The organism is Caballeronia udeis (assembly GCF_001544555.2).
Classification (GTDB): Bacteria; Pseudomonadota; Gammaproteobacteria; order Burkholderiales; family Burkholderiaceae; genus Caballeronia; species Caballeronia udeis.
The window spans coordinates 89,936-115,956 of sequence record NZ_FCOK02000002.1 but is presented as its reverse complement, the minus strand read 5'-3'; the positions used below and the strand labels follow the sequence as shown (position 1 = coordinate 115,956).

The window sequence follows — 26,021 nt, the reverse complement described above, 5'->3', positions numbered from 1 at the left end:
TGTTATGTCAAGGCACAAGCCCCTCAATGCGGCAATTCCGCCGCCCCCATCCGGCGCGCAATCACCCCTGCCCGCTGCGACAAATACGCGGACCCACGATGTTCATCGAAGTATTTCGGCCGGGGCAGCATCACCGCGAGGCGGGCCGATTGCCACGCGGTCAGCTTCGACGCCGACGTCTTGTAGTAGTAATGCGCCGCCGCTTCAGCGCCATAAACGCCGTTGCCCCACTCCACCGAATTCAGGTAGATCTCGAAGATGCGCTCCTTGTCCATCCAGAGCTCGAGCATCGACGTGATCACGAGTTCCTGCGCCTTCCTCACGTAGCTCTTTTCCCGCGATAAGAACAGGTTGCGCGCCAGTTGCTGCGAGATGGTCGACCCGCCCGCGACAATCTTGCCGCGCGCCTTGTTCTTCTCCCAGGCTTGCAGGATGGCGTCGGTTTCGTAACCGTTGTTGTTGACGAAGTTCGCGTCCTCCGACGCAATGATCGCGCGCTTCAGGTTGCGCGATATGTCGTCGTACGGAACCCAGGTGCGCTGCATGGCGAGGTCGGGGCGATCCTGCGCGAGCCGCCATGCGTCCGAACGCATGAACGCCGTCGACGAGGGATTGACCACCGTATAAATCCCGACCATGACGAAGAAGTAGAGCTGCGTGGCGACAGCAGCAATGGCCATCACCGAGATGCCGTAGACAATCCACCGAGCCGGCCCGAGACGAACGGGCGATTTTGTTCTTGTCATCGTGCTTCTTCTGTTTGGAACGGAATGGCGCGCGCAACCACGCGCTTTTCTAAATCTTCGCCGATAACTCCAGCCGCAACGCGCGCAGCACCGCGCCGCTGTCCGGGCGCACCCCGCGCCACAGGAAAAACGATTCGGCCGCTTGCTCGACGAGCATTCCGAGGCCGTCCGCCGAACGCGCGCCGAGGCTTTCTGCATGGCGCATGAACACGGTCGGCTGGGCGCTGTACATCATGTCGTAGGCGAGCGTACCGGGGCCGAACGAACCGTTGTCGCAATCGGGCAGGGAGTCGTCCAGACTGCCGGCGGTCGCGTTGACGATGACATCATAAGGACCCGCTTCCACGCTATCCGCAGCGCCACCCGAAAAACGCACATGCGCGGCATGGGCGGCATCGGAGAAATGATCGACGAGTTGCTGCGCCTTCGACGCCGTCCGGTTCACTATCGTCAGCGCCGCCACGCCGCCATCCAGCATGGGCAGCACGACACCGCGCGCCGCACCACCCGCGCCCAGCAGCAACACGCGCGCGCCTTTCAGACCAACGCCCAGATTACCTTCGATATCACGGACCAGGCCCACCCCGTCGGTGTTGTCACCGAGCACGCCGTCAGCGTTGAACGCCAGCGTGTTCACCGCGCCCGCTGCGGCGGCGCGCGGTGTGAGCGTATTGGCGAAGGCGTGGGCGTCTAGCTTGAACGGCACGGTCACGTTCATGCCGCGACCGCCGGCTTCGGCGAACGCGCGGACATCGTTCGCGAACGCGCCGATGGTTCCCAAAACACGCCCGTATTCGATCGCCTCGCCGGTCTGCTCCGCGAAACGCGCATGAATCCACGGCGATTTGCTGTGAGCGACCGGATTGCCGATCACGGCATAGTGGTCCCGAGACCCAGTGCCCGATGTCATCGCGTGGGCTCCGTCGTGTCGGGCGTGCTTTCGCCCGCGGGTTCGTCCACGGCGGATTCGCCGTCCGGCGCAGCAGCTTCCGGCAAAGCTTCCGCCTGAGCCTCGGCTTCGCTCTCCGCGCTCAAATCTTCCGCTTCGATCAGCTCTTCTTCCATCTCGTCCTGCTGCGCCTCGGCCTCTTGCACCGACGCCGGTGCGGGGGCATCGATCACATGCAGCAAACGGCACGACGCCTCGACCGTGAGTTCGTCGATGCCCACGACGTCGAGCATCACCTTCGTCCCGCGCGCGTGCACGCCAAGGCCGGGCACATGCAACATCAACGGGATTTCATCCAGGCGCACGAGATCGTCCTTCACCACCGACGCCACCACATGCTTCTTGTTCTCCTGCTTCAACCAGCGCAAGCACCAGAAATATTCCATGCGCCGCTGATGATCGGCGTACGCGGAATACTGGTCATCGAAGCCCTGCACGACCGCGAACAAATCGGCGTCTTTCGACTTGAACGGCGCGACCAGCGCAGCCGTCACGCCATGCCGCACGCACGCGAGCAATTGCCACTGGTTGACCAGGTCCACATACCGGCGCAGCGGCGACGTGCTCCACGCGTATTGCGCAACGCCCAGCCCTTCGTGCGGCGCGGGCGTGGTCTGCATGCGCGTGCGCTTCGGGCCCGGCGCACCGAATCCGCGCTGCGACCGGTAGATCCCCGGCACGCTGTGATCGTTGAGAAACGCGCCCCACGATGAATTCGCCAAAATCGCCAGCTCGGCGACGATCAGATCGAGCGGCGATCCGCGTCGACGCGGCGCAATCGTGATGTGCTCGCCTTCCACGTAGAAATTGAAGTCGTTATTGCGCTGCACTTCGCGCCGCAAACCGTACCCCGCGCGCGCTTCCTGACGCTTTTCGAACAGCGCCTGCGCGAGCGGCCACAGCACCGCGATGTCGTCCTTGTGCGGGTATTCGCCGCTACCCGCCGCGAGCGATTCCTCGGTGACGTGCTCGTCCAGATGGTTGTGTCGAAGATTGCTCTTCACGAAAACACGCTCGGCGCGCGTTTCGGTCGCGACGATTTCCTGCGTTTCCCGATTCACGATGATGTACAGCGACAACGCCGGCCGCAATCCGCCTTCAGCCAGCGTGAACGCGTCCACGACGCTGTCCGGCAGCATGGTGATCTTGTCGCCGGGCATGTACACGGTGGACAACCGCGTGCGCGCGATTGCATCGATCATGTCGCCGCGCGCGATCCCGAGCGCCGGCGCCGCGATGTGAATACCAACGCGCACGCGGCCATCGGCGAGATGCTCGACGGAGAACGCGTCGTCGATTTCAGTGGTGGTGACGTCATCGATAGAGAACGCCTGCACGTCCGCTTCCGGCAGGTCGTCGGGGAGCGGCGGCACGGTAACCGGCGCGAAGCCCGTTCCGTGCGGGAAAAATTCCGACAGGAAACGCGCTTCGTGCAGCGCGCGCGCAGACGGAATGCCGCCCACTTCCAGCATCAGCCGCGCTTGCGAAATCCCGCGAGCGGCGGCGGCCGCTTCAAGCGCCTTATATTCGATAGAGTTCTTGTCCGGCTTCGTCAGCAAACCGATCGCCTTTCCGGCCAGCGCCTCGGGCAGCTTTCCAGCGACCAGTTCCGCTTCGTAACCCGCTTGCACCAGGGCAAGCTGCCGTTTCTTTTCCAGCCCGGCCAGCGCCATCTGCAACTGTTCCTGCGGCGCGCGCTGATATTGCCCGCGCCCCTTGCGGCGAAAATACACCGGCGATCCATGCATGCGCAGCACGAGCGCGGCGCGTTCGGTGGCGCCGAATTTATCGCCGAAATAATCCGCGCCCAGTTCCGCAAACGGAAATTCTTCCTCCGGCGCGCACTCCCACAGGAAGTCGAGATCGATCTCCTGCGCGATGGCGTCCGCCTGCTGCATCAGGTCGGCGGCGTTCGGTTTCTCGAATTCGATCAATACGTCTTTGGCACGCACCTTCGCGCGCCGCCCGCCCGGCAACTCGACCTGAAACGCGTCGTTCTGCTTGGACAGAACAGCGCCGGCCTTGAAACTACCCGATTCCTCGAAAAAAACGTTCACTCAATACTCTCGAAAGACTGTTGGTCGACGTGGCGTCCGGTCGGGTTTGCGTCCCGCACGAAGCGTCAAGTCCACAATAAAAGGATACGCTCAGGGTCGTCAGGCCGTGACAGCAGGCGGCCGGGCCTCGCAGAACGCGAGCACCTGGTCCAGGTAACTGGGAAAGTCGCTGATCGCGTGATCGCTGCCCTGGATCAGCGTGGTCCGCACGTCCGGGTAATGCGCGAGCATGGTGCGGTAGTCGAGCACTTCGTCGCCGGTGGCCGCGATCAGATAGTAGCGGTCCGGCCGGGTGATCGATGAAACGGTAAGCGCACGCAATTCGTCGATATGACGCGGTTCAACCACAATAGTGCCGCCGCCATGCCACAGCGGCTGCTCGCCGAGATAACAACTCAGGTCCTCTTGCGGTACGACCGCCGGATTCAGCAGGACCGCGCGCCAGCCGTGTTTTTCGGCAAGCCACGTTGCATAAAACCCGCCGAGCGAACTGCCGATCACCGTGATCTCGTCGTGACGGACTTGCGCCACGAGCGTTTCGGCAAGCTCAATGGCTTCTTTGGGCGACACCGGCAACGTCGGGCATTGCCATTCGCCAATCAGTCCCTGCTCTTCCAGCCGCGCGCGCATCACGCGAGCCTTGAACGATTGTGGCGATGACCGAAAGCCGTGCAGATAAAGAATCACGCCCGCTCCTTGGTGACCGGCCGCGCCGACAGGGCATCGAGCAGCTTCTGGTGCACGCCGCCGAAACCGCCGTTGCTCATCACGAGCACGTGGTCCCCCGGGCGGGCTGCGGCGGCGACCGACTTGACGAGCGCCGAGAGGTCGCTGAACGCCTGGGCCTTGTTGCCGAGCGGCGCCAGCGCCGCGTGCAGGTCCCAGCCGAGCTTGTCGCGGCCTTCGTGCGCGCCGTAGCCGAAAACCAGGTCGGCGCCGGCGAGACTGGCCGGCAATTGCGCCTTCATGGTGCCGAGTTTCATTGTGTTCGAACGCGGTTCGAGGACGGCCAGGATGCGGCTATTTGCGCCAATGCGCGTCCGCAAGCCCGCTACCGTTGTTTCGATCGCGGTGGGGTGATGCGCGAAGTCGTCGTAGACGGTCACGCCGTCCACGCTGCCCTTTACTTCCATCCGGCGTTTCACGTTCCGGAACGTGCTCAGCGATTGCGTCGCCTGCGCGGGCGGAACGCCCACTGAACGCGCCGCCGCGATCGCCGCCAGCGCATTCATTCGATTGTGCTCGCCCTGGACTTGCCAGTCGACCACACCCAGGCGCTCACCTTCCCAGTACACGGCGAACTGCTCGTCGACGGCAACACCCTCGCTCGCCGGCAGCGCTTCCCAGCCGCCTTGCACGCCGAAGCGTTCGACGCCCGACCAGCAGCCGCGTGTCAACACGCGTTCGAGCGCCGGCTCACGGCCGTTCGTCACGATCCGCCCGACGCCGGGCACAGTACGCACCAGATGATGAAATTGGGTCTCGATAGCGCCGAGATCCGGGAAGATATCCGCGTGATCGAATTCAAGGTTGTTCAGCACGGCCGTGCGCGGGCGATAGTGAACGAACTTGGAGCGTTTATCGAAGAAAGCGGTGTCGTACTCGTCGGCTTCGATCACGAAGAAACTTGAATCGGTCAGCCGTGCCGAGATGCCGAAATTCAGGGGCACGCCGCCGATCAGGAACCCTGGATTCATGCCGGCATCTTCCAGCAGCCAGGCCAGCATGGAGCTGGTGGTGGTCTTGCCGTGCGTGCCGGCAACCGCAAGCACCCATTTTCCATTCAGCACGTGTTCGCCCAGCCATTGCGGGCCGGACGTGTAGGGCAAGCCGCGATCGAGAATGGCTTCCATCAGGGGATTGCCGCGCGTCACTACATTGCCCACTACATACAAATCTGGTTCGAGCGCGATTTGCTCGACGCCGTAGCCCTCGATCAGCTCAATGCCCTGCGCTTCGAGCTGGGCGCTCATTGGCGGATAGACGCCGGCGTCGCAGCCGGTGACGCGGTGACCCGCTTCGCGGGCGAGGACCGCGAGGCCACCCATGAATGTGCCGCAGATACCGAGGATGTGAATGTGCATAAAGCGTGTGTTCGTGGCGGGAGGGCCGTTGGCACGGGGGGAATGAGTGAGGTATTCCGGCGCCCGGAGCGGTACATTGTAACCGACGGATGGGCGCGGATTTCTGCCCGCGGCCCGGGCTTCCATCCGCATGCCCGCGATCGAAAACCTATCTCCGGTATCATTCCTCCATGATTCGCAAATCACATTTCGATCCGCAGCGCGTGCGCGAGGAAATCGCCATCGCGGCGGCGCGGCTGATCGCCGAAGACGGCCTCGACTATTCCACCGCCAAGCGCAAAGCCGCCCGGCAGGTGGTCGGCGAAACGCGCATTGGCGGCGAATGGCTACCGGATAACGGCCAGATCGAGGAAGAAATCCGCGAATACCAGGCGATCTTCCAGAGCGAAAGCCAGCCCGCTGTCCTGCGCCGCATGCGCGAAGTCGCACTCGAATGGATGCAGCGGCTCCAGCCGTTCAATCCCTACCTGACCGGCGCCGTGCTGAACGGCACCGCAGGCGAACACTCGGATATCCACCTGCAATGCTTCTGCGATAACCCGAAGGAAGTCGCTATCTATCTCCTGAACGCGAATGTTCAATACGACGTCTCCGAGACGCGGCATTTTGCCGGCCGCGGTTACGTCGAAACCCTGAGCTTCCTGATGCGCCCCTCGCGCGACGAAGAACCCATGGGCATTCACGTCGCGCTCTACGACACCAACGACCTGCGCGGCGCCGTCCGCGCGGACGGCCGGGGCAAGCTTGCACGCGCAAGCGCCTCCGCCGTGCGCGCCTTGCTCGACGAGCCGCCCGCCCCGACACCGGCCCCCTCTCCATGAATTCCATGCGCATTGTTGCTGCCCTTGTAGTCGCCATCGCGGCGACCGGCGGCGGTTTCTACGCCAGCCGCCTGATGACGGGCGGCCAAACCAGCCAGGCAGCCGAAATCACGTCGAAAGCGAGCAGCAACGCCGTCGATGATCTCTGGAAAACTCAGCTGCAAAATGCTGCGGGAACCCAGCAAACGCTCGCCTCGTTCAAGGGCAAGCCGATAGTGCTGAACTTCTGGGCGTCGTGGTGCGGCCCCTGCGTGAAGGAAATGCCGACACTGGCTGCGCTTCACCGGGAATATGAGAAGAAAGGCATCACGTTCATTGGTCTCGGCGTCGATTCCGAGAAAAACGTAAACGCGTTCCTGCAAAAAGTACCCGTTGACTACCCCATCTACGTAGCGGGCTTCGGCGGCGCCGACCTCGCGCGCAGTTTCGGCAATAACGCCGGTGCGCTACCCTTCACGGTCGTTATCGACGCGAAAGGGGTAATTCGTTCGACAAAACTCGGCGAAGTCGATCCAAAAGAGCTGAAAGCGACGCTCGACGCCTTATAAGACGGCCGTTTGTTCCCGCGCAAAGCGATATCGTTCGCCGGGAGATACCGTCATTTCAAGAAACTTTGCACGACAATACGAGCAAAATGCGGGTATACGACCTCCCCGAATACCTGAACTTGGCCTCCGGCAGGTTGTAAAACTAGACAAATTTCTCTAAAGGGCGCTAAAGTGCGCCCAACTCCGCACAAACCAAAGCCACTATGTCACGACTGCTGGTGCTGCACGGCCCCAATCTTAATCTGCTAGGCACCCGCGAACCGGATGTCTACGGCCGGGTAACGCTTGCAGAGATCGATAAGGCGCTCGCTGACAAGGCACAGGCGGCCGGCGCGGAATTGTCTTCGTTCCAGAGCAATCATGAAGGCGCGATCGTGGACCGCATTCAGCAGGCGCGGACCGAACAGGTGGACTTCGTGCTGATCAATCCCGCCGCGTATACACACACGAGCGTCGCGATCCGCGACGCCCTTGCGGGCGTGGCGCTGCCGTTCATCGAGATTCATTTGTCGAATGTGCACAAGCGGGAAGCTTTCCGGCATCACTCCTATTTCTCCGATCTGGCCGAAGCCGTGATTTGCGGCGTGGGCTGGAAAGGCTATCTGTACGCGCTCGATTTCGCTCTCGAGCGTCTTGCTATGCATCCTGCTGAAAAGCCACGCGCTTGAGCCGCGATCCGCTCAAGGCAATTGAACTGCTCGCACAACGCGATGCGAAGCGTGTGTCCGCAATATCGGACAACGCTTCCGTCGGCGGCACCCAACTACCAAGTCAAGCACCGGAAAAAGCTTCCGGTCACCAAGCATTGAAAGGGGAATTTTCGATGGACCTTCGTAAACTTAAAACTCTTATCGACCTCGTCTCGGAATCCGGCATCTCGGAGCTGGAAGTCACCGAAGGCGAAGGCAAGGTTCGCATCGTCAAGAATGCCGCGCCGGTCTACATGCAAGCCCCGCAGTACATGCCGCAAGGCCCGATGCAGCAAGCGCCGCAATACGGCCCGCCGGGCGAAGCAGGCAACGCGGGCGCCGCCGGTGCGCCGGCTACGCCGGCTGCCGTGGTGCCGCAAGGTCACGTCGTGACATCGCCGATGGTCGGCTCGTTCTACCGCGCGCCGTCGCCGGGCGCCGATGCGTTCGTGCAGGTCGGCGATACGGTCAAGGAAGGCCAGACGCTATGCATCATCGAAGCCATGAAGCTGCTGAATGAAATCGAGTCGGACAAGTCGGGCGTCGTGAAGGAAATCCTGGTCGAGAACGGCCAGGCCGTCGAATACGGTCAACCGCTCTTCGTGATCGGTGATTGATCGGCGATTGATTTCCCGCGATGCCACCGGACGAAAGCGTATTCAGTTCCCATGCGCCCAGCCGGCGGCCGCAGCACCCGGGCGCTCGCCTGATTAGCCAGACTAACCGGCGAGACGCGCTGCCGATCTCCCAGGAACGCCACGGAAAGCTGTCCCGGCGTTCCATCGATGAGTCGAAACCTTGCTATGTTTGAAAAAATCCTCATTGCGAACCGTGGTGAAATTGCGCTTCGAATCCAGCGCGCGTGCCGCGAACTAGGCGTCAAGACGGTTATTGTCTACTCGGAAGCCGATAAGGAAGCCAAGTACGTGAAGTTGGCCGATGAAGCCGTGTGTATCGGACCGGCTCCGTCCAACCTCAGCTACCTCAACATGCCGGCGCTGATCAGCGCGGCCGAAGTCACCGACGCCGAGGCGATCCACCCCGGCTACGGTTTCTTGTCGGAGAACGCGGATTTTGCGGAGCGCGTCGAGCAATCCGGCTTCACGTTCATCGGACCGCGACCGGAAACCATCCGCCTGATGGGCGACAAAGTCTCCGCCAAGCAAACGATGATCAAGACGGGCGTGCCGTGCGTCCCAGGTTCGGAAGGCGCATTGCCCGACGATCCGAAGGAAATCGTGAAGATTGCCCGCACGATCGGTTACCCGGTAATCATCAAGGCAGCAGGCGGCGGCGGCGGTCGCGGCATGCGCGTGGTGCACACCGAAGCGGCGCTGGTGAACGCGGTGAACATGACCCGCGAAGAAGCCGGCCGCGCGTTCGGCAATCCGCAGGTCTACATGGAAAAATTCCTGGAGAACCCGCGGCACATCGAAATCCAGATTCTCGCCGATTCGTTCCGCAATGCGATCTGGCTCGGTGAACGCGATTGCTCCACGCAGCGCCGTCACCAGAAGGTGATTGAAGAAGCGCCGGCGCCGGGTATTGCGCGCCGGTTGATCGACCGGATTGGGGATCGTTGCGCCGACGCCTGCAAGAAGATGGGTTATCTCGGCGCGGGGACATTCGAATTCCTGTACGAGAACAACGAGTTCTATTTCATCGAAATGAACACGCGCGTGCAGGTCGAGCATCCTGTGACGGAGCTGATTACCGGCGTCGATATCGTGCAGGAACAGATTCGTATTGCAGCCGGCGAAAAACTCGCATTCCGCCAGAAGGACATTGTGTTTCGCGGTCACGCGATCGAATGCCGGATCAACGCGGAAGATCCGTTCAAGTTCACGCCGTCGCCGGGACGTCTCACGTCATGGCATTCGCCGGGTGGCCCGGGAATTCGTGTGGACTCGCATGCGTACAACGGCTATTTCGTGCCGCCGAACTACGACTCGATGATCGGCAAGCTGATCTCATACGGCGCGACTCGCGAGCAGGCGATCAACCGCATGCGTATTGCGTTGTCGGAAATGGTCGTGGAAGGCATCTCGACCAACATCCCGCTGCATCGCGAGATGATGATCGATGCGAAGTTCGTCGAAGGCGGCACGAGCATTCACTATCTCGAAAACAAGCTCGCTGCGCGCAAGGCGGCAGCTGCCGTCGCGGCAGAAGACGCGGCGCAATAACGCAACAAGCAAGGCTTCAAGATGAGCTACCGGGAATTGATCGCCGAGCTGGACCGGCAACACGCGGAAGCGTTGTCGGATGCGCTGCTGGAGTTGGGCGCGCTGTCGGTATCGGTGGAAGATGCCGACGCCGATACCCCCGACGAGCAGCCGCTATTCGGCGAGCCCGGCCTCACGCCGGACCAGAAGGCGTGGAACCGCTCGCGCGTGGTCGCGCTTCTGGCGAATGACGCCGATCCCGCCGTGCTGCTCGCGGCGGCGGCGAATGAAATCGGCTTGAAGGACACGCCGGCGTTCACGCTGCGCAATGTGGAAGATCAGGACTGGGTGCGCCTCACGCAATCCCAGTTCGATCCCATTCCTATCGGCAAGCGGATCTGGGTCGTGCCGTCGTGGCACGCAGCGCCCGATCCCGATGCGCTCGTGCTCGAACTCGATCCAGGTCTCGCGTTCGGCACCGGCAGCCATCCGACCACGCGGCTGTGCATGGAATGGCTCGAGCAATCGGTCGAGCAAGACCAATCCGTGCTCGATTACGGTTGCGGCTCCGGCATCCTCGCGATCCTGGCGAAGAAATGTGGTGCGAACCCAGTGATTGGTATCGATATCGACCCGCAAGCCGTGGAATCCGCGCGTCAAAATAGCGAGCGCAATCGCGCCGAAGTCACCTACGGCCTGCCCGCCGACCTCCCCGAAGGGCAGTTCGACATCGTGGTGGCGAACATTCTGTCGAACCCGCTGAAGCTGATGGCATCAATGCTTGCGGCGCGCGTAAAACCGGGCGGAAGCATTGCGTTGTCGGGCATTCTGGCTCGCCAGGCGGACGAAGTGGCGGCGGTCTATGCGCGTTGGATCGACATCAGCGTATGGCGTGAACACGAAGGCTGGGTGTGTCTTGCGGGTACCCGCCGCGAAAGCCTTTAGAATAGCGCCATCGTCCATCTACCGGCCTCTGGCCTTCGGCTACATATGGCGCTGGCAACCCGCTGTCCCCACTGCGAAACGGTGTTCCGTCTGGACCCGCATCTACTCGCGCCGCATGACGGCCGCGTGCGTTGCGGCCATTGCCAGGAAATCTTCGACGCCGCGCATTATCAATTCGACCGCGACGAAATCGTCATGACCGCGCTGGCCGCAACCGCACCGAATTACGGCGCGGACCCGGCGAGCCCCTGGGCGGAGAAGTCGAGCGCCGAGGTCGCGAGCGGCAAGCGTGACGCGCTGGGCATTCCGCTGCCCCCGTTCGCCTCCAATACCGCCCTCGCGCCTCAAACCGAAGCGGCGCAAACTCCGTCGGCCGGCGAGGAACCGCTCGCGGGACTCGCTGCTGCCGAAGCGCTGTCGCGCACGCGCGCAGAGAGTGAATTTCCGGGCGAAGGACGCGCTGGATCTCCGTGGCAAGCGGTTAATCGCCCTGAAGCCGAAGCACAGGCGAAAGCACCCGCCGATCCCCCCAAACGCGTCGATCCTTTCGTGCGGCGTACGGAAGGCGATTTGCTGAAGGAGTCCCGTACCGACCCCTTCATTGGCCGCACTGAAAACGAAGCGCTCAACGAGTCGCGCACTGAGCCGTTCGTCGGCCGGAGCGCACCGCGGCCGGAGCCGGAAACGCCCACGCCCCGCCGCCCCACTGATACAGCCCCCCGTTCCGAACCCGCCGCGCCGTGGGCAGCAGACCCCGCCGAGCCGCATTTCGGCAGTGCGGCTGCATCGTCCGAACCCGCTGCTGAGCCGTTCCCGGTTATCCGTGAAACGCGCGCGCCGGCCCGGTCGGGAGTGGTGTGGAAAATCATCGGCTCGCTGATTGCGCTCATGCTGCTGATCACGCTGATCGCGCAGGCCGCCTGGTGGGAACGGGAGACCGTGATGGTCTACTGGCCCGCCTCGCAACCGCTGTTCGCGCAAGCCTGCGAACAGCTTGGCTGCGTAGTGGCGCCGCCGCGGGATATCGACGGCTTGCAGATCGAGAACTCCGGTCTGCGCCAGGTGGACGGCTCGCACAAGCTTGAACTGAAACTCTCGCTGCGCAATCGCTTCGACGTGGCGATCGCGTATCCGGCGCTGGAGCTCACCCTCCTCGACGACAAGAATAACGTCGCGATCCGGCGTGTCCTGTGGCCGCAAGACTACGCGCGTCCAGGCACGGTGATCGGTGCAGGCCTGCCCGCGCGCAGTACGCAGCCAGTCATCGTTCGGCTCGATACCGGCGACGCGGTCGCGGCGAATTATCGCGTGCAGATCTTTTATCCCTGACACGCGCGTGCTTCTGCGCTTTTACGCTTAACCGTTTTCTACGCGTTTTTCTGCGTGTTCCTGTAATTAGCCGGTCGTCGTTTTCCGCGCGTGTCACCTGTCCGTCCCCGGCCAAGCGACGCGCGCATTCCCTGAACAGCAGACACTTTCTGGAGTAGACATGAGCCAAGTTACCCTCGGCGGCAACCCGATCGACGTGGCAGGCACGTTCCCGGCAGCCGGTGCAAAAGCAGCCGATTTCACCCTGGTCGGCAAGGATCTCGGCAACCTGACGCTGGCGAGCTTCGCCGGCAAGCGCAAGGTGCTGAACATCGTGCCGAGCCTCGACACGCCGACGTGCGCCACCTCCACGCGCAAGTTCAACGTTGCTGCAGCCGGACTCGACAACACCGTGGTCGTGGTTGTGTCGGGCGACCTGCCCTTCGCGGCAACGCGCTTCTGCACGACGGAAGGCATCGAGAACGTGGTGACGGCATCGACGTTCCGCGGCCATGACTTCGCGAAGGCCTATGGCGTCGATGTCACGACCGGACCGCTGACGGGCCTCACCGCGCGCGCAGTGGTGGTGATCGATGAAAACGACAAGGTGCTGTACTCGGAACTCGTTCCGGAAATCAAGAACGAGCCGAACTACGACGCAGCGCTGGCCGCGTTGAAGTAAGCGCATCGAAGAGCACAGGCCGGTTGCGGCCTGCTGCCTCTGACCGGCGGCGAGCCGCATCCCGATCCACTGCTCGCCGCACCGGACGCACACCTGAAGCCGGGACGGTTATTCAGTCAACCGTAGCGGCTTCGACCCGCAAGACCGTACGCGACATGCGCATCCGTGACGAGGTGGAACAGCCGCCGCGTGACGAATGCGCAGCGTTTCATGCGGGCATGCATGTGCTCAGGAATTCAAACCTGCGCGCACTTTTATCGACTGCTTTCATCGATTCACTTTCAGGGATTTCGCCAGTGTCTACGCTCATCTGCGGCTCGCTCGCCTACGACAACATCATGACGTTCCAGGGCCGCTTCGGCGACCACATCCTGCCGGACCAGGTGCACCAGCTGAACATCAGCTTCCTCGTCCCCACGATGCGGCGCAACTTCGGCGGCTGCGCGGGCAACATTGCCTACGCGCTGAACCTGCTCGGCGGCGACGCAAAGATCATGGCGACCCTCGGCCAGGCCGACGCCCAGCTTTATCTCGATCGCTTCGATGCGCTGGGTTTGTCGACAGAGTATGTGCGCGTGCTGCCCGACCAGCACTCGGCCCAATGCTTCATCACCACCGATCTCGGGAACAACCAGATCACCGCGTTCCACCCCGGCGCAATGATGGATTCGCACCTGAACCACGCCGGCGAAACCAAGGGCGTCACCCTGGGTATCGTGGCGCCGGACGGCGCCGACGGCATGCGCCAGCACGTCGAGGAACTGGCGGCGGCGGGCGTGCCGTTCGTCTTCGATCCGGGCCAGGGCCTGCCGATTCTCGAAGGTGTGCAACTTCGTCGCATGATTGAACTTGCTACATACGTGGCAGTCAACGACTACGAGGCAAAATTGTTGAGCAACAAGACCGGCTGGTCGATCGACGAAATGCTGAGCCGCGTGGAAGCACTCGTGATTACGCGCGGCGAACATGGCGCGCAGATCCTGCACGCTGACGGTATTGAAGAAATTCCGGCCGTGAAGGCGCAGAAGGTCGTCGATCCGACCGGTTGCGGCGACGCGTTCCGCGGTGGCTTGCTATATGGCATCGAGAACAAGCTGGGCTGGGCAAAAACAGGCCGTCTCGCCAGCCTGATGGGTGCGCTGAAAATCGAACATCAGGGGCCGCAGACGTATGCGCCTACGCGCGCCGAGATCGGCGAACGGTTCGAGCAGGCGTTTGGTTCGGCGCTCTAAGGATATTGAGCGATGCAGCGAGGAAGGTCGAAATGAGTCATTGAAGCGGCTTTGGGAAACGCTTAAGCAATGACGTGTAGCGGCAGGCTGTTGGCTTTTTCGAGCAACAGCCTGCCGTAATTTTGTGGAGTAAAAAATGAAGTTAACAAGTCGTATGGCGCTGGCAGCAGCGCTTTTTAGCTCAGTCATCGTAACGGGATGTGCCTATAACAGCAGTTCGCCCGATGTCTACACCGCGTCACAGGCCCAGCGCGAAGAAACGGTCCGCATGGGTACCGTCGACAGCGTGCGCGGCGTGAAGATCAGCACGAACAACGGCCAGCCTAGCGGGCTTGGCGCTATCGGCGGTGGGGCACTGGGAGCAGTTGCAGGCAGCGCGCTCGGCGGCGGGCGTGGCTCGATCGTGACGGGGATCATCGGCGGGATCGCGGGTGCGGTGGCAGGCAATGCTGTCGAGAACGGCGTCGCGACGCAGAACGGACTGGAGATCACCGTGCGCCTGGATAACGGCGACATGCGCGCCATCACGCAAACCGCAACCGGCGAGGTGTTCCAGGCCGGCGAGCGCGTTCGGTTGTTATCGAGCGGCGGTGTGACGCGAGTGACGCACTAGCGGATGAAGAACGTGCCGGCCTGATCGAATCGATCTTGCCGGGGCAGGAGAAAAGCGCATGTGCCTTCGGGTCCATGCGCTTTTTTTCGTCTGCTCACAGGCGCCCCCCTACTCCACCACAAGTGACAGCCGATAAAAAACCCGCTGCCGGCAATCACCGGGAGCGGGTTTGGACCGCGTAGCAATACACGGTCACAAGACACATCGCGTGTGTCGAAGTACTGCGTTACAACCTGCGCTTACGGACGGCTGCCCGTCGGGAACGGCCATGCAGCGGCCGGATTCAACGCCGTCTTGACCGTTGCAGCCGGGGCCGGCGCTGCAGGTGTCGTTGCCGTCGTTGCCGGTGCTACAGCAGCCGTCTTCTTCGCAGCGGCAGCCTTCTTGGCCGGAGCCTTTTTGGCAACCGGAGCAGGCGCTGCAGCGGGAGCAGGAGCCGCAGCCGGAGCAGCTACAGCAGCCTTCTTCGCAGCAGGGGCAGCCTTCTTGGCGGGCGCAGCCTTCTTGGCGGCCGCCTTTTTGGCAGGTGCCTTCTTAGCAGGCGCCTTTTTAGCAGCGGCCTTCTTGGCGGCAGCCTTTTTGGCGGGGGCCTTCTTGGCCGCAGCCTTCTTGGCAGGCGCCTTTTTAGCAGCAGCCTTCTTCGCAGGCGCCTTCTTGGCGGCAACCTTCTTAGCCGCTGCCTTCTTCGCAGGAGCCTTCTTGGCTGCAACCTTCTTCACGGCAACCTTCTTGGCAGCAACTTTCTTCGCCGGTGCCTTCTTGGCCGCAACCTTCTTCGCCGCGACCTTCTTCACTGCGACTTTCTTGGCAGCAACTTTCTTGGTTGCAACTTTCTTAGCTGCCGGCGCCTTCTTCGCTACCGTTGCCTTCTTGGCGGCCACTTTCTTGACAGCCGGTTTTGCTGCAGCTTTCTTTGCGACGGATTTCTTGGCTAATGCCATCATTTTCTCCTTCAGGTTTCAAGATGAGAGTCAGTTCAAACAACACCCTTCGTCAAAACCCGCTTCCCGCGTGGGCTTCTCAGGACGCACGCTGCGAAGCGGATTATTCATCGGCGTACGCTGATGGAGCTTGCTTACGCTAATGAATACGGCAAGGCGCGCGGTGCCACAAGGCACAGCGCGCCAAATTAAGTCAGCACCTGAAGAGGGTGCCGGCAATCGCTTGATCGGGCCGTCGGCGCTGCCGACGGCATATTTCGGGGGGAAGTTTGCCCGTCCCACTGAAGGGTCCGCAAAACGCCTGTCATCTTTTTGGGCTGTTAAGCCACAAGGCGCACTTTGCATCAGGCGACCGTTCTCCTAAACCTGTTGGCCGACGCGCGCGCAATCGTGATCGCACGCAATGGCGCCGGTTTGCCATTCATCCCGCATTCATCCCGTCTACTCGGCGCCCTCTGTGGGCGCCCGGTCTGCATCTAATTCGTGGCAGCAATGCGTCCATTGCCGCTGGCTGACGTTGATTCGCTGACTCGCTTACTCCCAGGTCAGCGCGCCGCCCGTCTGATACTCGATCACTCGCGTCTCGAAGAAGTTCCGTTCCTTCTTCAAGTCGATCATCTCGCTCATCCACGGGAACGGATTTTCTTCGTTCGGGAACAGCGGGTCGAGGCCGATCTGCTGGCAACGACGGTTGCAGATGAAACGCAAATAGCTCTTGAACATGGAGGCATTCAGACCGAGCACGCCACGCGGCATCGTGTCTTCTGCGTACCGGTATTCCAGTTCGACGGCTTCCTGGAAGATCTCGCGGATCTCCGCGCGAAATTCCGGCGTCCACAGTTGCGGCTCTTCCAGCTTGATCTGGTTGATCAGGTCGATGCCGAAGTTGCAGTGCATCGACTCGTCGCGCAGGATGTACTGATACTGCTCCGCCGCACCCGTCATCTTGTTCTGGCGACCCAGCGCCAGGATCTGCGTAAAGCCGACGTAGAAGAAGAGCCCTTCCATCACGCAAGCAAACACGATCAACGACTTCAGCAATTTCTGGTCCGCTTCCAGCGTCCCGGTGGTGAAGGCCGGATCGGTCAGCGTGTTGATGAACGGAATCAGGAACTCGTCCTTCGCGCGGATCGAGTCGACCTCGTGATACGCGTTGAAGATTTCGCTCTCATCCAGACCCAGCGATTCGACGATGTACTGATACGCGTGCGTGTGGATCGCTTCCTCGAACGCCTGGCGCAGCAGGAACTGCCGGCACTCGGGCGCCGTGATGTGGCGATACGTCCCGAGCACGATGTTGTTCGCGGCCAGCGAGTCGGCCGTGACGAAGAAACCGAGGTTGCGCTTCACAATCCGGCGTTCGTCGTCGGAGAGGCCGTTCGGGTCCTTCCACAGCGCGATGTCGCGCGACATGTTCACTTCCTGCGGCATCCAGTGGTTCGCACAACCCGCCAGATACTTTTCCCACGCCCACTTGTACTTGAACGGCACCAACTGATTCACGTCGGTCTTGCCGTTGATGATGCGCTTGTCGGCCACGTTCACGCGCGCCGCACTTGCCGCCGCGATGTCGCTGGCGCTCGGTGCCGCGGGAGCAACGAAGTCGCTCGCAAAAATATTCTGTGCCGCTGACGTTTGATGGGCCGTTTGAAGAACGCCATGACCGACGGCTTGCGTCGCGCTCGGAGCTGCTGCACGCGATGCCTGGCTGAAACCCGCAACCTGACCCGCCGGGTTACGCAACGTGTTGTGTTGCGAACCGTTCGAGGGAGTTACCGCAGTGGTCTCGTCATCCCAGTTGAGCATAAATTCTCACCATCAATTTAGATCGGTTTGTACCATCTTTCCATGAGCGATAAAAGAGCTTGCTCATAAAAATCCTGTTTTAGTGTTGACGCTGCTACTTGCATACAACACTTTGCGTTGAGCTCACTGCTTGAAGCTTCATGCGAAGTCTCTTTGAACGTGTTCGATGCAGTGCTTGCGTAGTGCTTCTTCACGCTCTTTCAGTGTTGCTTTTGCGTGTGCCTTGCATCGTCCGGCTCTGCTGTGAATCGTCTTGCGTGCGGTCTTGCGTGCGAAGTCAGCGTGCTAGTTAAAGCGTGTGATCGAACAACTTTCGCTGCGTGATTGCTTCGATGAAAACCTGGTGTGTCTCTCGCAAGTCTCTCGCGGGTCTCTCGTAATTGATGAGCATGACCGCGTTCAAAACCGATCAAGCCAACCTTCGGATCACCCCCTTCGACGACCCGCTTCAACCTGCTTTTCGAGTGCTTCCCGACTCCAGAAAACCGTCACCCGGCGCTCGCGATTACACGTGTCTTGCTGCGGGAAACGGATGTGTTGGCGTGTCTCGTTTCCATGTTGAAAGTGTAGCACTCGACGCTTCCGGCGCAAAGGCAAAACCACAAAATATTGGGTGTTTTGAGCTGGTGACGACTACCTATAGTACAAACGAATACGTCATGCAAGAGCGGATTTCAAGCGTAAAAATGCAGCTGCGAGGTCGCTGGACGCAGGCGTGAATCACCCGGCAGCGCCCGCTTGGCGCACGGCTTTTCAACCTCGCTTGTCGCGCAGCGGGGTGAGTAATTCGCGCAAGTTGTTGTGATCGATTTCGTGCATCAGCGCGAGCAGCCGGCCGAGTTGCCCTGCAGGAAAACCCTCACGTGCGAACCACGCGAGATAGTGGCCGGGCAGGTCCGCGATCAAGCGGTCCTTGTACTTTCCATAGGGCATTTTCTGCGTGACGAGACGCTGCAGATCTTCCGGGTCCATCGTCGTTCTCCTCGGGTTTATCGTCGCGAAGTGTCGCTCATCACGGCACTTCGCGATGTCGCTGTCATGATATCGATGCCATAATCCCAGCTTCCCGCCGCGAAGAGATCCCCTTCCGTTCTCCATGTCGCTAGCCATCAAAGCTTTCGTTGCCCCTCTCATCGTCGCCTGTGCGATGTTCATGGAAAGCGTCGATGCCAACGTCATCGTCACCGCAATCCCCGAAATGGCCAAAGCGTTCGGCCGCGATCCCGTCACGCTGAAGATCGCCGTCACCAGCTACGTGCTCGGCCTCGGGGTCTTCATCCCGATCTGCGGCTGGGTCGCCGACCGCTTCGGCGCGCGCACGATCTTCCGCCTCGCCATCGGCATCTTCGTCGCCGGCTCTCTCCTGTGCGCCGCGTCCACCTCGCTGATCCCGTTCACGCTCGCGCGTTTCGTCCAGGGCGTAGGCGGCGCGATGATGGTGCCGGTCGGGCGGATCATCATCTTCCGCTCGGTGCCCCGCTCCGAATTCATCCGCGCGATGAACTACCTCTCGCTGCCCGCCATGTTCGGCCCGGCTGTCGGGCCGCTGCTCGGCGGGTTCATCACCACCTATCTGCACTGGCGCCTGATCTTCTTCATCAACATCCCGATCGGCATCCTCGGCATCTACCTGACCAACCGCTACATCGGCAACGCGCGCGAGCCGCATCCCGGGCCGCTCGACTGGTTCGGTTTCTTTCTATCCGCGAGCGGCGGCACGTTGTTTCTGCTCGGGCTGTCGCTGATCGGCGGCGAACTGGTCTCCAATCGCACCGCGACGGGCATGGCGCTCGCCGGCGTGGCCTTCTTCATCGTGTATTTCCTGCACTCGCGACGCGTAAAACTGCCGCTTCTCGACCTGCGCTTCCTGCGCGTGCCGACGTTCCAGGCGAGCGTGGCGGGCGGCTCGCTGTTTCGCATCGGCCTGGGCGCGGTGCCGTTCCTGCTCCCGCTCGCAATGCAGGAAGGGCTCGGCATGAGCGCGTTCAAGTCCGGCTCGATTACCTGCGCGTCCGCGTTCGGCGGCATGTTCATGCGCTCACTGGCCTCGCGCGTGCTGCACCGGTACGGCTTCCGGCAGACGCTGATAGTCAACGCGGCGCTGTCGGGCATCGCGATTGCCGCCTGCGGCATGTTCTATCCGGGCACGCCGACGTGGGTCATCTGGGCCATCGTGCTGCTCGGCGGATTTTTTCCGGCGTTGCAATTCACGAGCCTCAACTCGCTGACGTATGCCGAGATCGAAAGCCGCGATGTGGGTCGCGCGACGAGTCTCGGGAGTTTTATCCAGCAGGTGTCGCTGGGACTCGGCGTGACGGTGGGTGGCATCGCGCTGCAGATTTCGCATGACCTGCAGGGACATCCGCAGATCGTCTGGTCGGATTTCTGGCCGGCCTTCGTCGTCGTCGGATTGTTTTCGTTTCTTTCGATTCCAATTACCGCGCGGCTCAGTCACAACGCGGGGCACGAGATATCGAGGGGAACGCGGGGGTGAAGCGGGTGTGCGGCTTTGCTGTGCGGCGCCGACTGCACGAACAAGGCGCAGGTTCATAGCGGAAAGAGTCGACGCTTCCAACACCTCGGCGCCTGCCTCGAATCCCGAACGCGGCTTCCTGGCTGTTCGGCCGCGACTATCGATACAAATAAAAAGGCCGGCACCGAATTCGCCTGCCCCTTCCGCCGCGGAAAGAACCAACGCTTCGTGCCGGCCTTCAATCTTCAATCTCACCGCTAGCTAACTGGCGAGAGGCCGATTGCATCGGCCTCTCGCTCACTACGCCTTACTGGCAAGCCTCGCACTCGTCGAAGCCGGCATCGCCCGGGCGCATCATGCAGACCGGACCATCGGCTTCTGTTTCGGCCGCAGCAGCAATTGCCGGGGCCGCAACTGCGGCGGCGTTGAAACCACCCGTCGACGATCCGTGCGAACCCTGCGAGCCGAAGCCGTTGCCGTTCGCGCCTGACGCTCCACCTGCACCACCCGCACCGTTCCCCGAGTTACCCGAAGGCACCGAGTTCAGCTGACCGTGAGCGACCGTCGACTTCTCGACGTGCGTGGCGGCCATCGTGCGGAGGTAATACGTGGTCTTCAGACCGCGCAGCCACGCCAGCTTGTACACCTCGTCCAGCTTCTTGCCCGACGCGCCCGCCATATAGATGTTGAGCGACTGCGCCTGGTCGATCCACTTCTGACGGCGCGATGCCGCTTCCACCACCCAGGTCGCGTCCAGTTCGAACGCGGTGGCGTAGATTGCCCGCAGATCCGCCGGAACCCGGTCGATGCGCGACAGCGTGCCGTCGAAGTACTTCAGGTCCGAGACCATCACTTCGTCCCAGAGACCGCGTTCCTTCAGGTCACGCACCAGGTAATCGTTCACGACCGTGAATTCACCCGACAGATTCGACTTCACGTACAGATTCTGGAACGTCGGCTCGATACACGCCGACACGCCGATGATGTTCGAAATGGTCGCGGTCGGTGCGATCGCGACGCAGTTCGAGTTGCGCATGCCGTAGTTGGCGATCCGCGAACGCAGCTCGGTCCAGTCCATCGACGCGCTGTCGTCCACTTCCACGTACCCGCCGCGGGCTTCGGCCAGCAGCTTCAGCGAATCCTGCGGGAGGATGCCGCGGTCCCACAGCGAACCGCGATAGCTCGAGTAACGGCCGCGCTCCTGCGCCAGTTCCGTCGATGCGTAGTAAGCGTAGTAGCAGACCGCTTCCATCGATGTATCGGCGAATTCGACCGCTTCCTTCGACGCATACGGCGTGCGCAGCAAGTGCAGGCAGTCCTGGAAGCCCATGATGCCCATGCCGACCGGACGATGCTTCAGGTTCGAATTGCGCGCCTTGGCGACGGCGTAGTAATTGATGTCGATGACGTTGTCGAGCATGCGCATGGCAACGCTGATGGTGCGCTTCAGCTTGTCGTGATCGAGTGCCAGCGTGCCGTCGGCCTGCTTTGCCATGTGCGCGACCAGGTTCACCGAGCCGAGATTACAGACGGCGATTTCGGTGTCGCTGGTGTTCAGCGTGATTTCCGTGCACAGGTTCGACGAGTGGACAACACCCACGTGCTGCTGCGGCGAACGGATGTTGCACGGATCCTTGAACGTGATCCACGGGTGACCCGTTTCGAACAGCATGCCCAGCATCTTGCGCCACAGTTGCGCGGCCGGAACCTTCTTGAACAGCTTGATCTCGCCGCGCGCGGCCTTCTCTTCATACGCAACGTAAGCTTTTTCGAACGCTGCGCCGAACAGGTCGTGCAGGTCCGGGCAGGTTGCCGGCGAGAACAGTGTCCAGTCGCCGTTTTCGTGAACGCGCTTCATGAACAGGTCGGGAATCCAGTTCGCCGTGTTCATGTCGTGCGTGCGGCGACGGTCGTCGCCCGTGTTCTTGCGCAGTTCCAGGAATTCTTCGATATCCAGATGCCACGTCTCCAGGTACGCACACACCGCGCCCTTGCGCTTGCCGCCCTGGTTCACCGCGACGGCCGTGTCATTCACGACCTTCAGGAACGGCACCACGCCTTGCGACTTGCCGTTCGTGCCCTTGATGTGCGAACCGAGCGCACGCACGCGCGTCCAGTCGTTGCCCAGGCCGCCCGCGAACTTCGACAGCAGCGCGTTTTCCTTCAGCGCTTCGTAGATGCCGTCGAGGTCGTCGGCAACCGTCGTCAGGTAGCACGACGATAATTGCGAACGGCGCGTGCCGGAGTTGAACAGCGTCGGGGTGGACGACATGAAGTCGAAGCTCGACAGCACGTTGTAGAACTCGATCGCCCGCGCTTCACGGTCGATTTCGTTCAGCGCCAGGCCCATTGCGACGCGCATGAAGAACGCTTGCGGCAGTTCTATGCGCTTGGTTTCGTTGTGCAGAAAGTAGCGGTCATACAGCGTCTGCAGGCCGAGATAGCCGAATTGCAGATCGCGGTCGGCGTCGAGTGCGGCGCCCAGGCGCTTCAAGTCGTATTGCTGGAGCTTTTCGTCGAGCAGTTCCGCTTCCACGCCCTGCTTGATGAAGAGCGGGAAATATTCAGCGTAGCGCGTGGCCATCTCGCCTTGCGAGACGTCCTCTTCCAGGATTTCGCGACGGATGGTGTGCAGCAAGATACGCGCGGTGACCTGGCTGTAAGCCGGGTCCTTTTCGATCATGGTGCGCGCGGCAAGAATGGCGGAGTCATAGACTTGCGCCATCGGCACGCCGTCGTACAGGTTCTTCACCGTTTCCGCGACGATCGGGTCTGCGTTCACTTCGCTGCCGAGATTTACGCACGCTTCGTTGATGCGCGCCTTCAACGCGTCCAGATCCAGCGGATGCGACACGCCGTTGTCGATCACATTGATGCCCAGCGCGTTCGCCCGGGTTTCCGGCGCGTGCGCGCGTTCCTGCGTGCGCTTCTCGCGATACAGCACGTACGCGCGCGCCACGTTGTGCTCGCCGCCGCGCATCAACGCGAGTTCGACCTGATCCTGGATGTCTTCAATATGGAACGTACCGCCGTTCGGACGGCTGCGAACCAGCGCCCGAACGACGCTTTGCGTCAGTTGTTCGACGAGCTCGCGCACGCGCGCCGAGCCTGCGCCCTGGCCGCCGTTCACGGCCAGAAACGCCTTCGTCACAGCGATGGAGATCTTCGACGGCTCGAACGACACCACGGTCCCGTTGCGGCGGATGACTTTGTAGTCGGCCAGTGTGGCGTCCGGTGCGAGTCCGCTGGTGCTCGGTTGACCCTGTGCGCCGATGGGACGCACGGAGGCGCCCTCGTAGGAAGTCGTGGCGTTGTCGGTGGTTTGCATGTGCAAATCTCCAGGTGTTCGATGGTGCGGAACGTCCGCGGATTGAGATGCGTGCCGTGCGTGGTGGCTGCCTGTTGCTTTGTTGCTGTTCACTACTGCTTTCACTACTTCTGCCAATCGCGCACGACGATGAAATTGAAAATGGCTAAGCCGGGACAATTGCCGGTGCCGTTCTTGCGCTCGGTCCCATGGTTTTCCCATGAGACGGTACGCTTCAAACCGACGAAGACAACCTCTCTCGCTAAGCCTGTTTGCCTCGGTCTTTCAAACTGAATGCCGACGTTTTTTACGCGACAAATCAGTTGCTTACCCGGTGTTTTCTTCTATGGCCGGACAAGCATGCGGCGCCGGCTCTATGAGCGGGGCGCCGCCTGGACAACACAACATATAGTGCGAATTACGTCTCTGAGCACCAAGTATAGTGGCATTCTGCACAGTCTCAAAAACTTTTATTTGCTGAAGAATGGCCTTCAGAGGGTTGACTTTTGCAACGCAAAAGTCGGATAAGGAAAAACGCGCCAAGGTGCGCCGAACACACGCGAACGCGCTGCAATGCAAAATGAAAGCGCTTCTGGTCCGTGGGAAGTGCTGGGCCAAGGCCGGCGGTAGATCAGAGAACGATGGCGAGACGCAGTGCGTCACCGCGGCTCAATAACTCACGCTGCAAACACTCCATCAAGCGTGAACGAGCAGCGAATCAAACGTCGCCGAGATAGGGAAAGTACTGAAGCGGGAGTTGCGTATCGCGTTGCAGTCTTGGCCATTCGAAGTACGGACCCGGATCGGTTTTACGACCCGGCGCGATATCCGAATGACCGGCTAGCGCTTCGATCGGATAGCGGCGAGTGAGAGCCTGGACGACCTCATTGAGCGACGCGTACTGCGCATCCTCGAACGCACATCGATCGCTGCCTTCCAGTTCGATACCCACCGAGAAATCGTTGCATCGCTCACGCCCGAGAAAGCTCGACATGCCCGCGTGCCATGCGCGTTCGTTGCACGACACGTACTGTTCGACGCGGCCATCGCGATGAATGACGAAATGCGACGACACCCGCATGCCGCGCAAATGGTCATAGTACGGATGAGCGTCGTGATCGAGACGGTTCTGGAAGAACTCGGCGATTGCGCTGCCGCCGAATTCATCGGGCGGCAAGCTGATGTTATGAACGACAACGAGCGTGGGCTCGATCCCCCCCGGACGCGCTTCGAAGTTGGGTGATGGCATTTGGTGCGCCGCCGTGTACCAACCGTCGGCGTCGATCAGACCGGCAACGTTCATCGAGCGTCGCGGCCGGTGGGATGAGCGGCGTAGCGCTGGGCGTGATCGGCGCAGCAGAAACGATGCCCGGCCGCAACAATCGCTTCGCTGCTAGGCGTATGCACGCCGCACTCGGCGCAACGCACGAGGGGATCGGGCAGTTGCGGCGCGGAGCCGGAAGCCGCCGGGCCATGAGACGCGCGCGTGGCCCCTGCGCCGCCGCCCGCCTGGCGGCCTGTTTGCGCGCCGGCGGCAGCTTGGGCGCGCCTGAGCTTCTTGAACAGCCACTGGCTCGCAAAGAACACAAATATCAGCAGGAGAAGTTGGCGCATGATCTTACTAATAGTAGAGGCAATAAATGCCCGTTGATTCAGACAACCCGTCAAGCCACCGCGTCAAACGACCGCACGGTGCAACAGCACTTCAAAGACGAAGCGGCTGCCCACATAAGCGAGCAGCAACGCGACGAACGAAGCGAGCACCCAGCGCAACGCGGCGCGGCCGCGCCAGCCCGACACGCGGCGAGCGGTCAGCAGCGCACCGAACATCAGCCACGACAGAATCGCGAACACGGTCTTGTGATCGAGCTTGAATGCCTTGTCGACGAGTTGTTCGTTGAACGCGACACCCGATATGAGCGTCAGCGTCAGCAGCACGAAGCCAGCCGAAATCAGGCGGAACAACAACTTTTCCAGCGTGAGCAATGGCGGCAAGGTGTCGAGCCAACTCGACACCCAGCTATTCGATGTATGCCGCGTGCTGGTTCCGCGCATGTTCTGCAGGCGCTTTTCCACCATCAACATCAGGATGGCGTGTAGCGCGGCGATCGCGAACAGCCCATATGCGATGTTCGCGATCAGGAAATGCAGCTTGAACATGGGCGCGGCGGCATACGACAGCACACGCACGCCGCCAAAAATCAGCGGCATGATTGAGGCCACGCATGCAAGCGGCAGCACGAGCAGCCTCAAGCCGTCGAGCGGGAAGAAAAAGCTTTCTATCCAGTAGATGCCCGCGCCCAGCCAGAACATGGCGGAGAGCGCGAAGGCGAAGCCGAACACCATCGCGTTTTGCGGGAAGATGGTGGTGTGCAACAAGAGGCCATGCACGAACAACGCGACGCCGAGCAACACGCGCCCCATCGCGCTCATGCCCGATGCCTTCGATGCCCGGCCGCTTCGCATGGAGTCGGCCATGCCCGTAGTGCCGGCAGTCATCCCTCCGGCCAGGCGACCGCCCGCCGGCATGCCCGCCAGCGCCGGCTCGACAGCCGTGTTGCGATGCGCGCGCCAGCCGGCTACGGCAAGTCCGCCATAGAGAAGCGCAGTGAGGGCATACAGTACAATATCCATGTTCGAAGTTTACACCAGGCC

Annotated in this window: 25 protein-coding genes; 12 read left to right on the top strand and 13 right to left on the bottom strand. The window is 61.5% G+C overall.

Translation table 11 applies throughout. From position 1 onward, the window contains the following. Positions 1 to 23: 23 nt before the first annotated feature. The 5 genes from mtgA to mpl all read right to left on the bottom strand — a co-directional run bounded on the left by mtgA (position 24) and on the right by mpl (position 5,836). Positions 24 to 746: a monofunctional biosynthetic peptidoglycan transglycosylase gene (gene mtgA / locus AWB69_RS02050; RefSeq protein WP_062081581.1), complete on the bottom strand. Its 723-nt coding sequence runs from the start codon at positions 744 to 746 to the stop codon at positions 24 to 26. Between the two features lie 49 nt (positions 747 to 795). After that, positions 796 to 1,656, bottom strand: coding sequence for a shikimate dehydrogenase (gene aroE, locus AWB69_RS02045; RefSeq protein ID WP_062081579.1), 861 nt, complete (start codon positions 1,654 to 1,656; stop codon positions 796 to 798). Beyond that, complete coding sequence (locus AWB69_RS02040; RefSeq protein WP_062081577.1) at positions 1,653 to 3,752, bottom strand: ribonuclease catalytic domain-containing protein; 2,100 nt, start codon at positions 3,750 to 3,752, stop codon at positions 1,653 to 1,655. Before AWB69_RS02040 ends, aroE begins: the two co-directional genes overlap by 4 nt. A 99-nt stretch (positions 3,753 to 3,851) precedes the next feature. Further along, positions 3,852 to 4,439, bottom strand: coding sequence for a YqiA/YcfP family alpha/beta fold hydrolase (locus AWB69_RS02035; protein WP_062081575.1), 588 nt, complete (start codon positions 4,437 to 4,439; stop codon positions 3,852 to 3,854). After that, complete coding sequence (gene mpl, locus AWB69_RS02030) at positions 4,436 to 5,836, bottom strand: UDP-N-acetylmuramate:L-alanyl-gamma-D-glutamyl-meso-diaminopimelate ligase (RefSeq protein ID WP_062081572.1); 1,401 nt, start codon at positions 5,834 to 5,836, stop codon at positions 4,436 to 4,438. The genes AWB69_RS02035 and mpl overlap by 4 nt, the downstream gene beginning before the upstream one ends. 170 nt (positions 5,837 to 6,006) lie before the next feature. Between mpl and AWB69_RS02025 the strand changes: the two genes are divergently transcribed. The 10 genes from AWB69_RS02025 to AWB69_RS01980 all read left to right on the top strand — a co-directional run bounded on the left by AWB69_RS02025 (position 6,007) and on the right by AWB69_RS01980 (position 14,839). Next, positions 6,007 to 6,657, top strand: coding sequence for a hypothetical protein (locus AWB69_RS02025; RefSeq protein ID WP_062081570.1), 651 nt, complete (start codon positions 6,007 to 6,009; stop codon positions 6,655 to 6,657). Further along, entirely contained in the window at positions 6,654 to 7,205 is a 552-nt protein-coding gene (locus AWB69_RS02020; RefSeq protein ID WP_062081568.1) for a TlpA family protein disulfide reductase, read from the top strand. The genes AWB69_RS02025 and AWB69_RS02020 overlap by 4 nt, the downstream gene beginning before the upstream one ends. A gap of 203 nt (positions 7,206 to 7,408) precedes the next feature. Beyond that, on the top strand, positions 7,409 to 7,873 hold the full coding sequence (aroQ, locus tag AWB69_RS02015) for a type II 3-dehydroquinate dehydratase (RefSeq protein ID WP_062081566.1): 465 nt from the start codon (positions 7,409 to 7,411) through the stop codon (positions 7,871 to 7,873). 155 nt (positions 7,874 to 8,028) lie between these two features. Beyond that, positions 8,029 to 8,511, top strand: a complete 483-nt coding sequence (accB, locus tag AWB69_RS02010; RefSeq protein ID WP_062081949.1) for an acetyl-CoA carboxylase biotin carboxyl carrier protein — start codon at positions 8,029 to 8,031, stop codon at positions 8,509 to 8,511. Positions 8,512 to 8,697: 186 nt separating this feature from the next. Further along, positions 8,698 to 10,080 carry an acetyl-CoA carboxylase biotin carboxylase subunit gene (gene accC / locus AWB69_RS02005; RefSeq protein ID WP_062081563.1) on the top strand — a complete coding sequence of 461 codons (1,383 nt, stop codon included), beginning with the start codon at positions 8,698 to 8,700 and terminating at the stop codon, positions 10,078 to 10,080. A 21-nt stretch (positions 10,081 to 10,101) separates the two neighbouring features. Continuing rightward, a complete protein-coding gene (prmA, locus tag AWB69_RS02000; protein ID WP_062081561.1) occupies positions 10,102 to 11,004 on the top strand; it encodes a 50S ribosomal protein L11 methyltransferase in 903 nt (300 codons plus the stop codon). Between the two features lie 45 nt (positions 11,005 to 11,049). Continuing rightward, positions 11,050 to 12,333, top strand: coding sequence for a zinc-ribbon and DUF3426 domain-containing protein (locus tag AWB69_RS01995; RefSeq protein ID WP_062081558.1), 1,284 nt, complete (start codon positions 11,050 to 11,052; stop codon positions 12,331 to 12,333). Positions 12,334 to 12,493: 160 nt separating this feature from the next. After that, on the top strand, positions 12,494 to 12,994 hold the full coding sequence (gene tpx, locus AWB69_RS01990; RefSeq protein ID WP_062081556.1) for a thiol peroxidase: 501 nt from the start codon (positions 12,494 to 12,496) through the stop codon (positions 12,992 to 12,994). Between the two features lie 296 nt (positions 12,995 to 13,290). Beyond that, positions 13,291 to 14,226 (top strand): carbohydrate kinase family protein, encoded by a 936-nt coding sequence (locus AWB69_RS01985; RefSeq protein ID WP_062081947.1) that lies wholly within the window; start codon positions 13,291 to 13,293, stop codon positions 14,224 to 14,226. A 136-nt stretch (positions 14,227 to 14,362) separates the two neighbouring features. Next, the gene (locus tag AWB69_RS01980) at positions 14,363 to 14,839 is read left to right on the top strand and encodes an outer membrane lipoprotein (RefSeq protein WP_062081554.1); all 477 of its coding nucleotides are present in this window, start codon (positions 14,363 to 14,365) and stop codon (positions 14,837 to 14,839) included. A gap of 239 nt (positions 14,840 to 15,078) precedes the next feature. On the opposite strand, the gene AWB69_RS01975 is transcribed toward AWB69_RS01980, so the two are convergent. From AWB69_RS01975 to AWB69_RS01970, 3 genes are all read right to left on the bottom strand, one after another. Then, entirely contained in the window at positions 15,079 to 15,780 is a 702-nt protein-coding gene (locus tag AWB69_RS01975) for a histone H1-like repetitive region-containing protein (protein WP_062081552.1), read from the bottom strand. A gap of 30 nt (positions 15,781 to 15,810) precedes the next feature. Then, positions 15,811 to 16,125: a hypothetical protein gene (locus AWB69_RS49150; RefSeq protein WP_075643847.1), complete on the bottom strand. Its 315-nt coding sequence runs from the start codon at positions 16,123 to 16,125 to the stop codon at positions 15,811 to 15,813. Positions 16,126 to 16,314: 189 nt separating this feature from the next. After that, positions 16,315 to 17,586: a ribonucleotide-diphosphate reductase subunit beta gene (locus AWB69_RS01970; protein WP_062081550.1), complete on the bottom strand. Its 1,272-nt coding sequence runs from the start codon at positions 17,584 to 17,586 to the stop codon at positions 16,315 to 16,317. Positions 17,587 to 17,975: 389 nt separating this feature from the next. Here AWB69_RS01970 and AWB69_RS47445 point away from each other — a divergent pair, with 389 nt between their 5' ends. Beyond that, complete coding sequence (locus AWB69_RS47445; protein WP_156528704.1) at positions 17,976 to 18,305, top strand: hypothetical protein; 330 nt, start codon at positions 17,976 to 17,978, stop codon at positions 18,303 to 18,305. Positions 18,306 to 18,339: 34 nt separating this feature from the next. Here AWB69_RS47445 and AWB69_RS01965 read toward each other — a convergent pair whose 3' ends face one another. Beyond that, on the bottom strand, positions 18,340 to 18,558 hold the full coding sequence (locus AWB69_RS01965; protein WP_062081548.1) for a DUF3820 family protein: 219 nt from the start codon (positions 18,556 to 18,558) through the stop codon (positions 18,340 to 18,342). A 124-nt stretch (positions 18,559 to 18,682) separates the two neighbouring features. Between AWB69_RS01965 and AWB69_RS01960 the strand changes: the two genes are divergently transcribed. After that, the gene (locus tag AWB69_RS01960; RefSeq protein WP_062081545.1) at positions 18,683 to 20,080 is read left to right on the top strand and encodes an MFS transporter; all 1,398 of its coding nucleotides are present in this window, start codon (positions 18,683 to 18,685) and stop codon (positions 20,078 to 20,080) included. A gap of 286 nt (positions 20,081 to 20,366) precedes the next feature. Here AWB69_RS01960 and AWB69_RS01955 read toward each other — a convergent pair whose 3' ends face one another. The 4 genes from AWB69_RS01955 to AWB69_RS01935 all read right to left on the bottom strand — a co-directional run bounded on the left by AWB69_RS01955 (position 20,367) and on the right by AWB69_RS01935 (position 26,000). Beyond that, positions 20,367 to 23,387, bottom strand: a complete 3,021-nt coding sequence (locus AWB69_RS01955) for a ribonucleoside-diphosphate reductase subunit alpha (RefSeq protein ID WP_062081543.1) — start codon at positions 23,385 to 23,387, stop codon at positions 20,367 to 20,369. A gap of 697 nt (positions 23,388 to 24,084) precedes the next feature. Further along, complete coding sequence (gene ampD / locus AWB69_RS01945) at positions 24,085 to 24,669, bottom strand: 1,6-anhydro-N-acetylmuramyl-L-alanine amidase AmpD (RefSeq protein WP_062081538.1); 585 nt, start codon at positions 24,667 to 24,669, stop codon at positions 24,085 to 24,087. After that, positions 24,666 to 24,980, bottom strand: coding sequence for a PP0621 family protein (locus AWB69_RS01940; protein WP_062081536.1), 315 nt, complete (start codon positions 24,978 to 24,980; stop codon positions 24,666 to 24,668). The genes ampD and AWB69_RS01940 overlap by 4 nt, the downstream gene beginning before the upstream one ends. 63 nt (positions 24,981 to 25,043) lie before the next feature. Then, positions 25,044 to 26,000, bottom strand: coding sequence for a cytochrome C assembly family protein (locus AWB69_RS01935; protein ID WP_062081534.1), 957 nt, complete (start codon positions 25,998 to 26,000; stop codon positions 25,044 to 25,046). Positions 26,001 to 26,021: the final 21 nt, after the last annotated feature.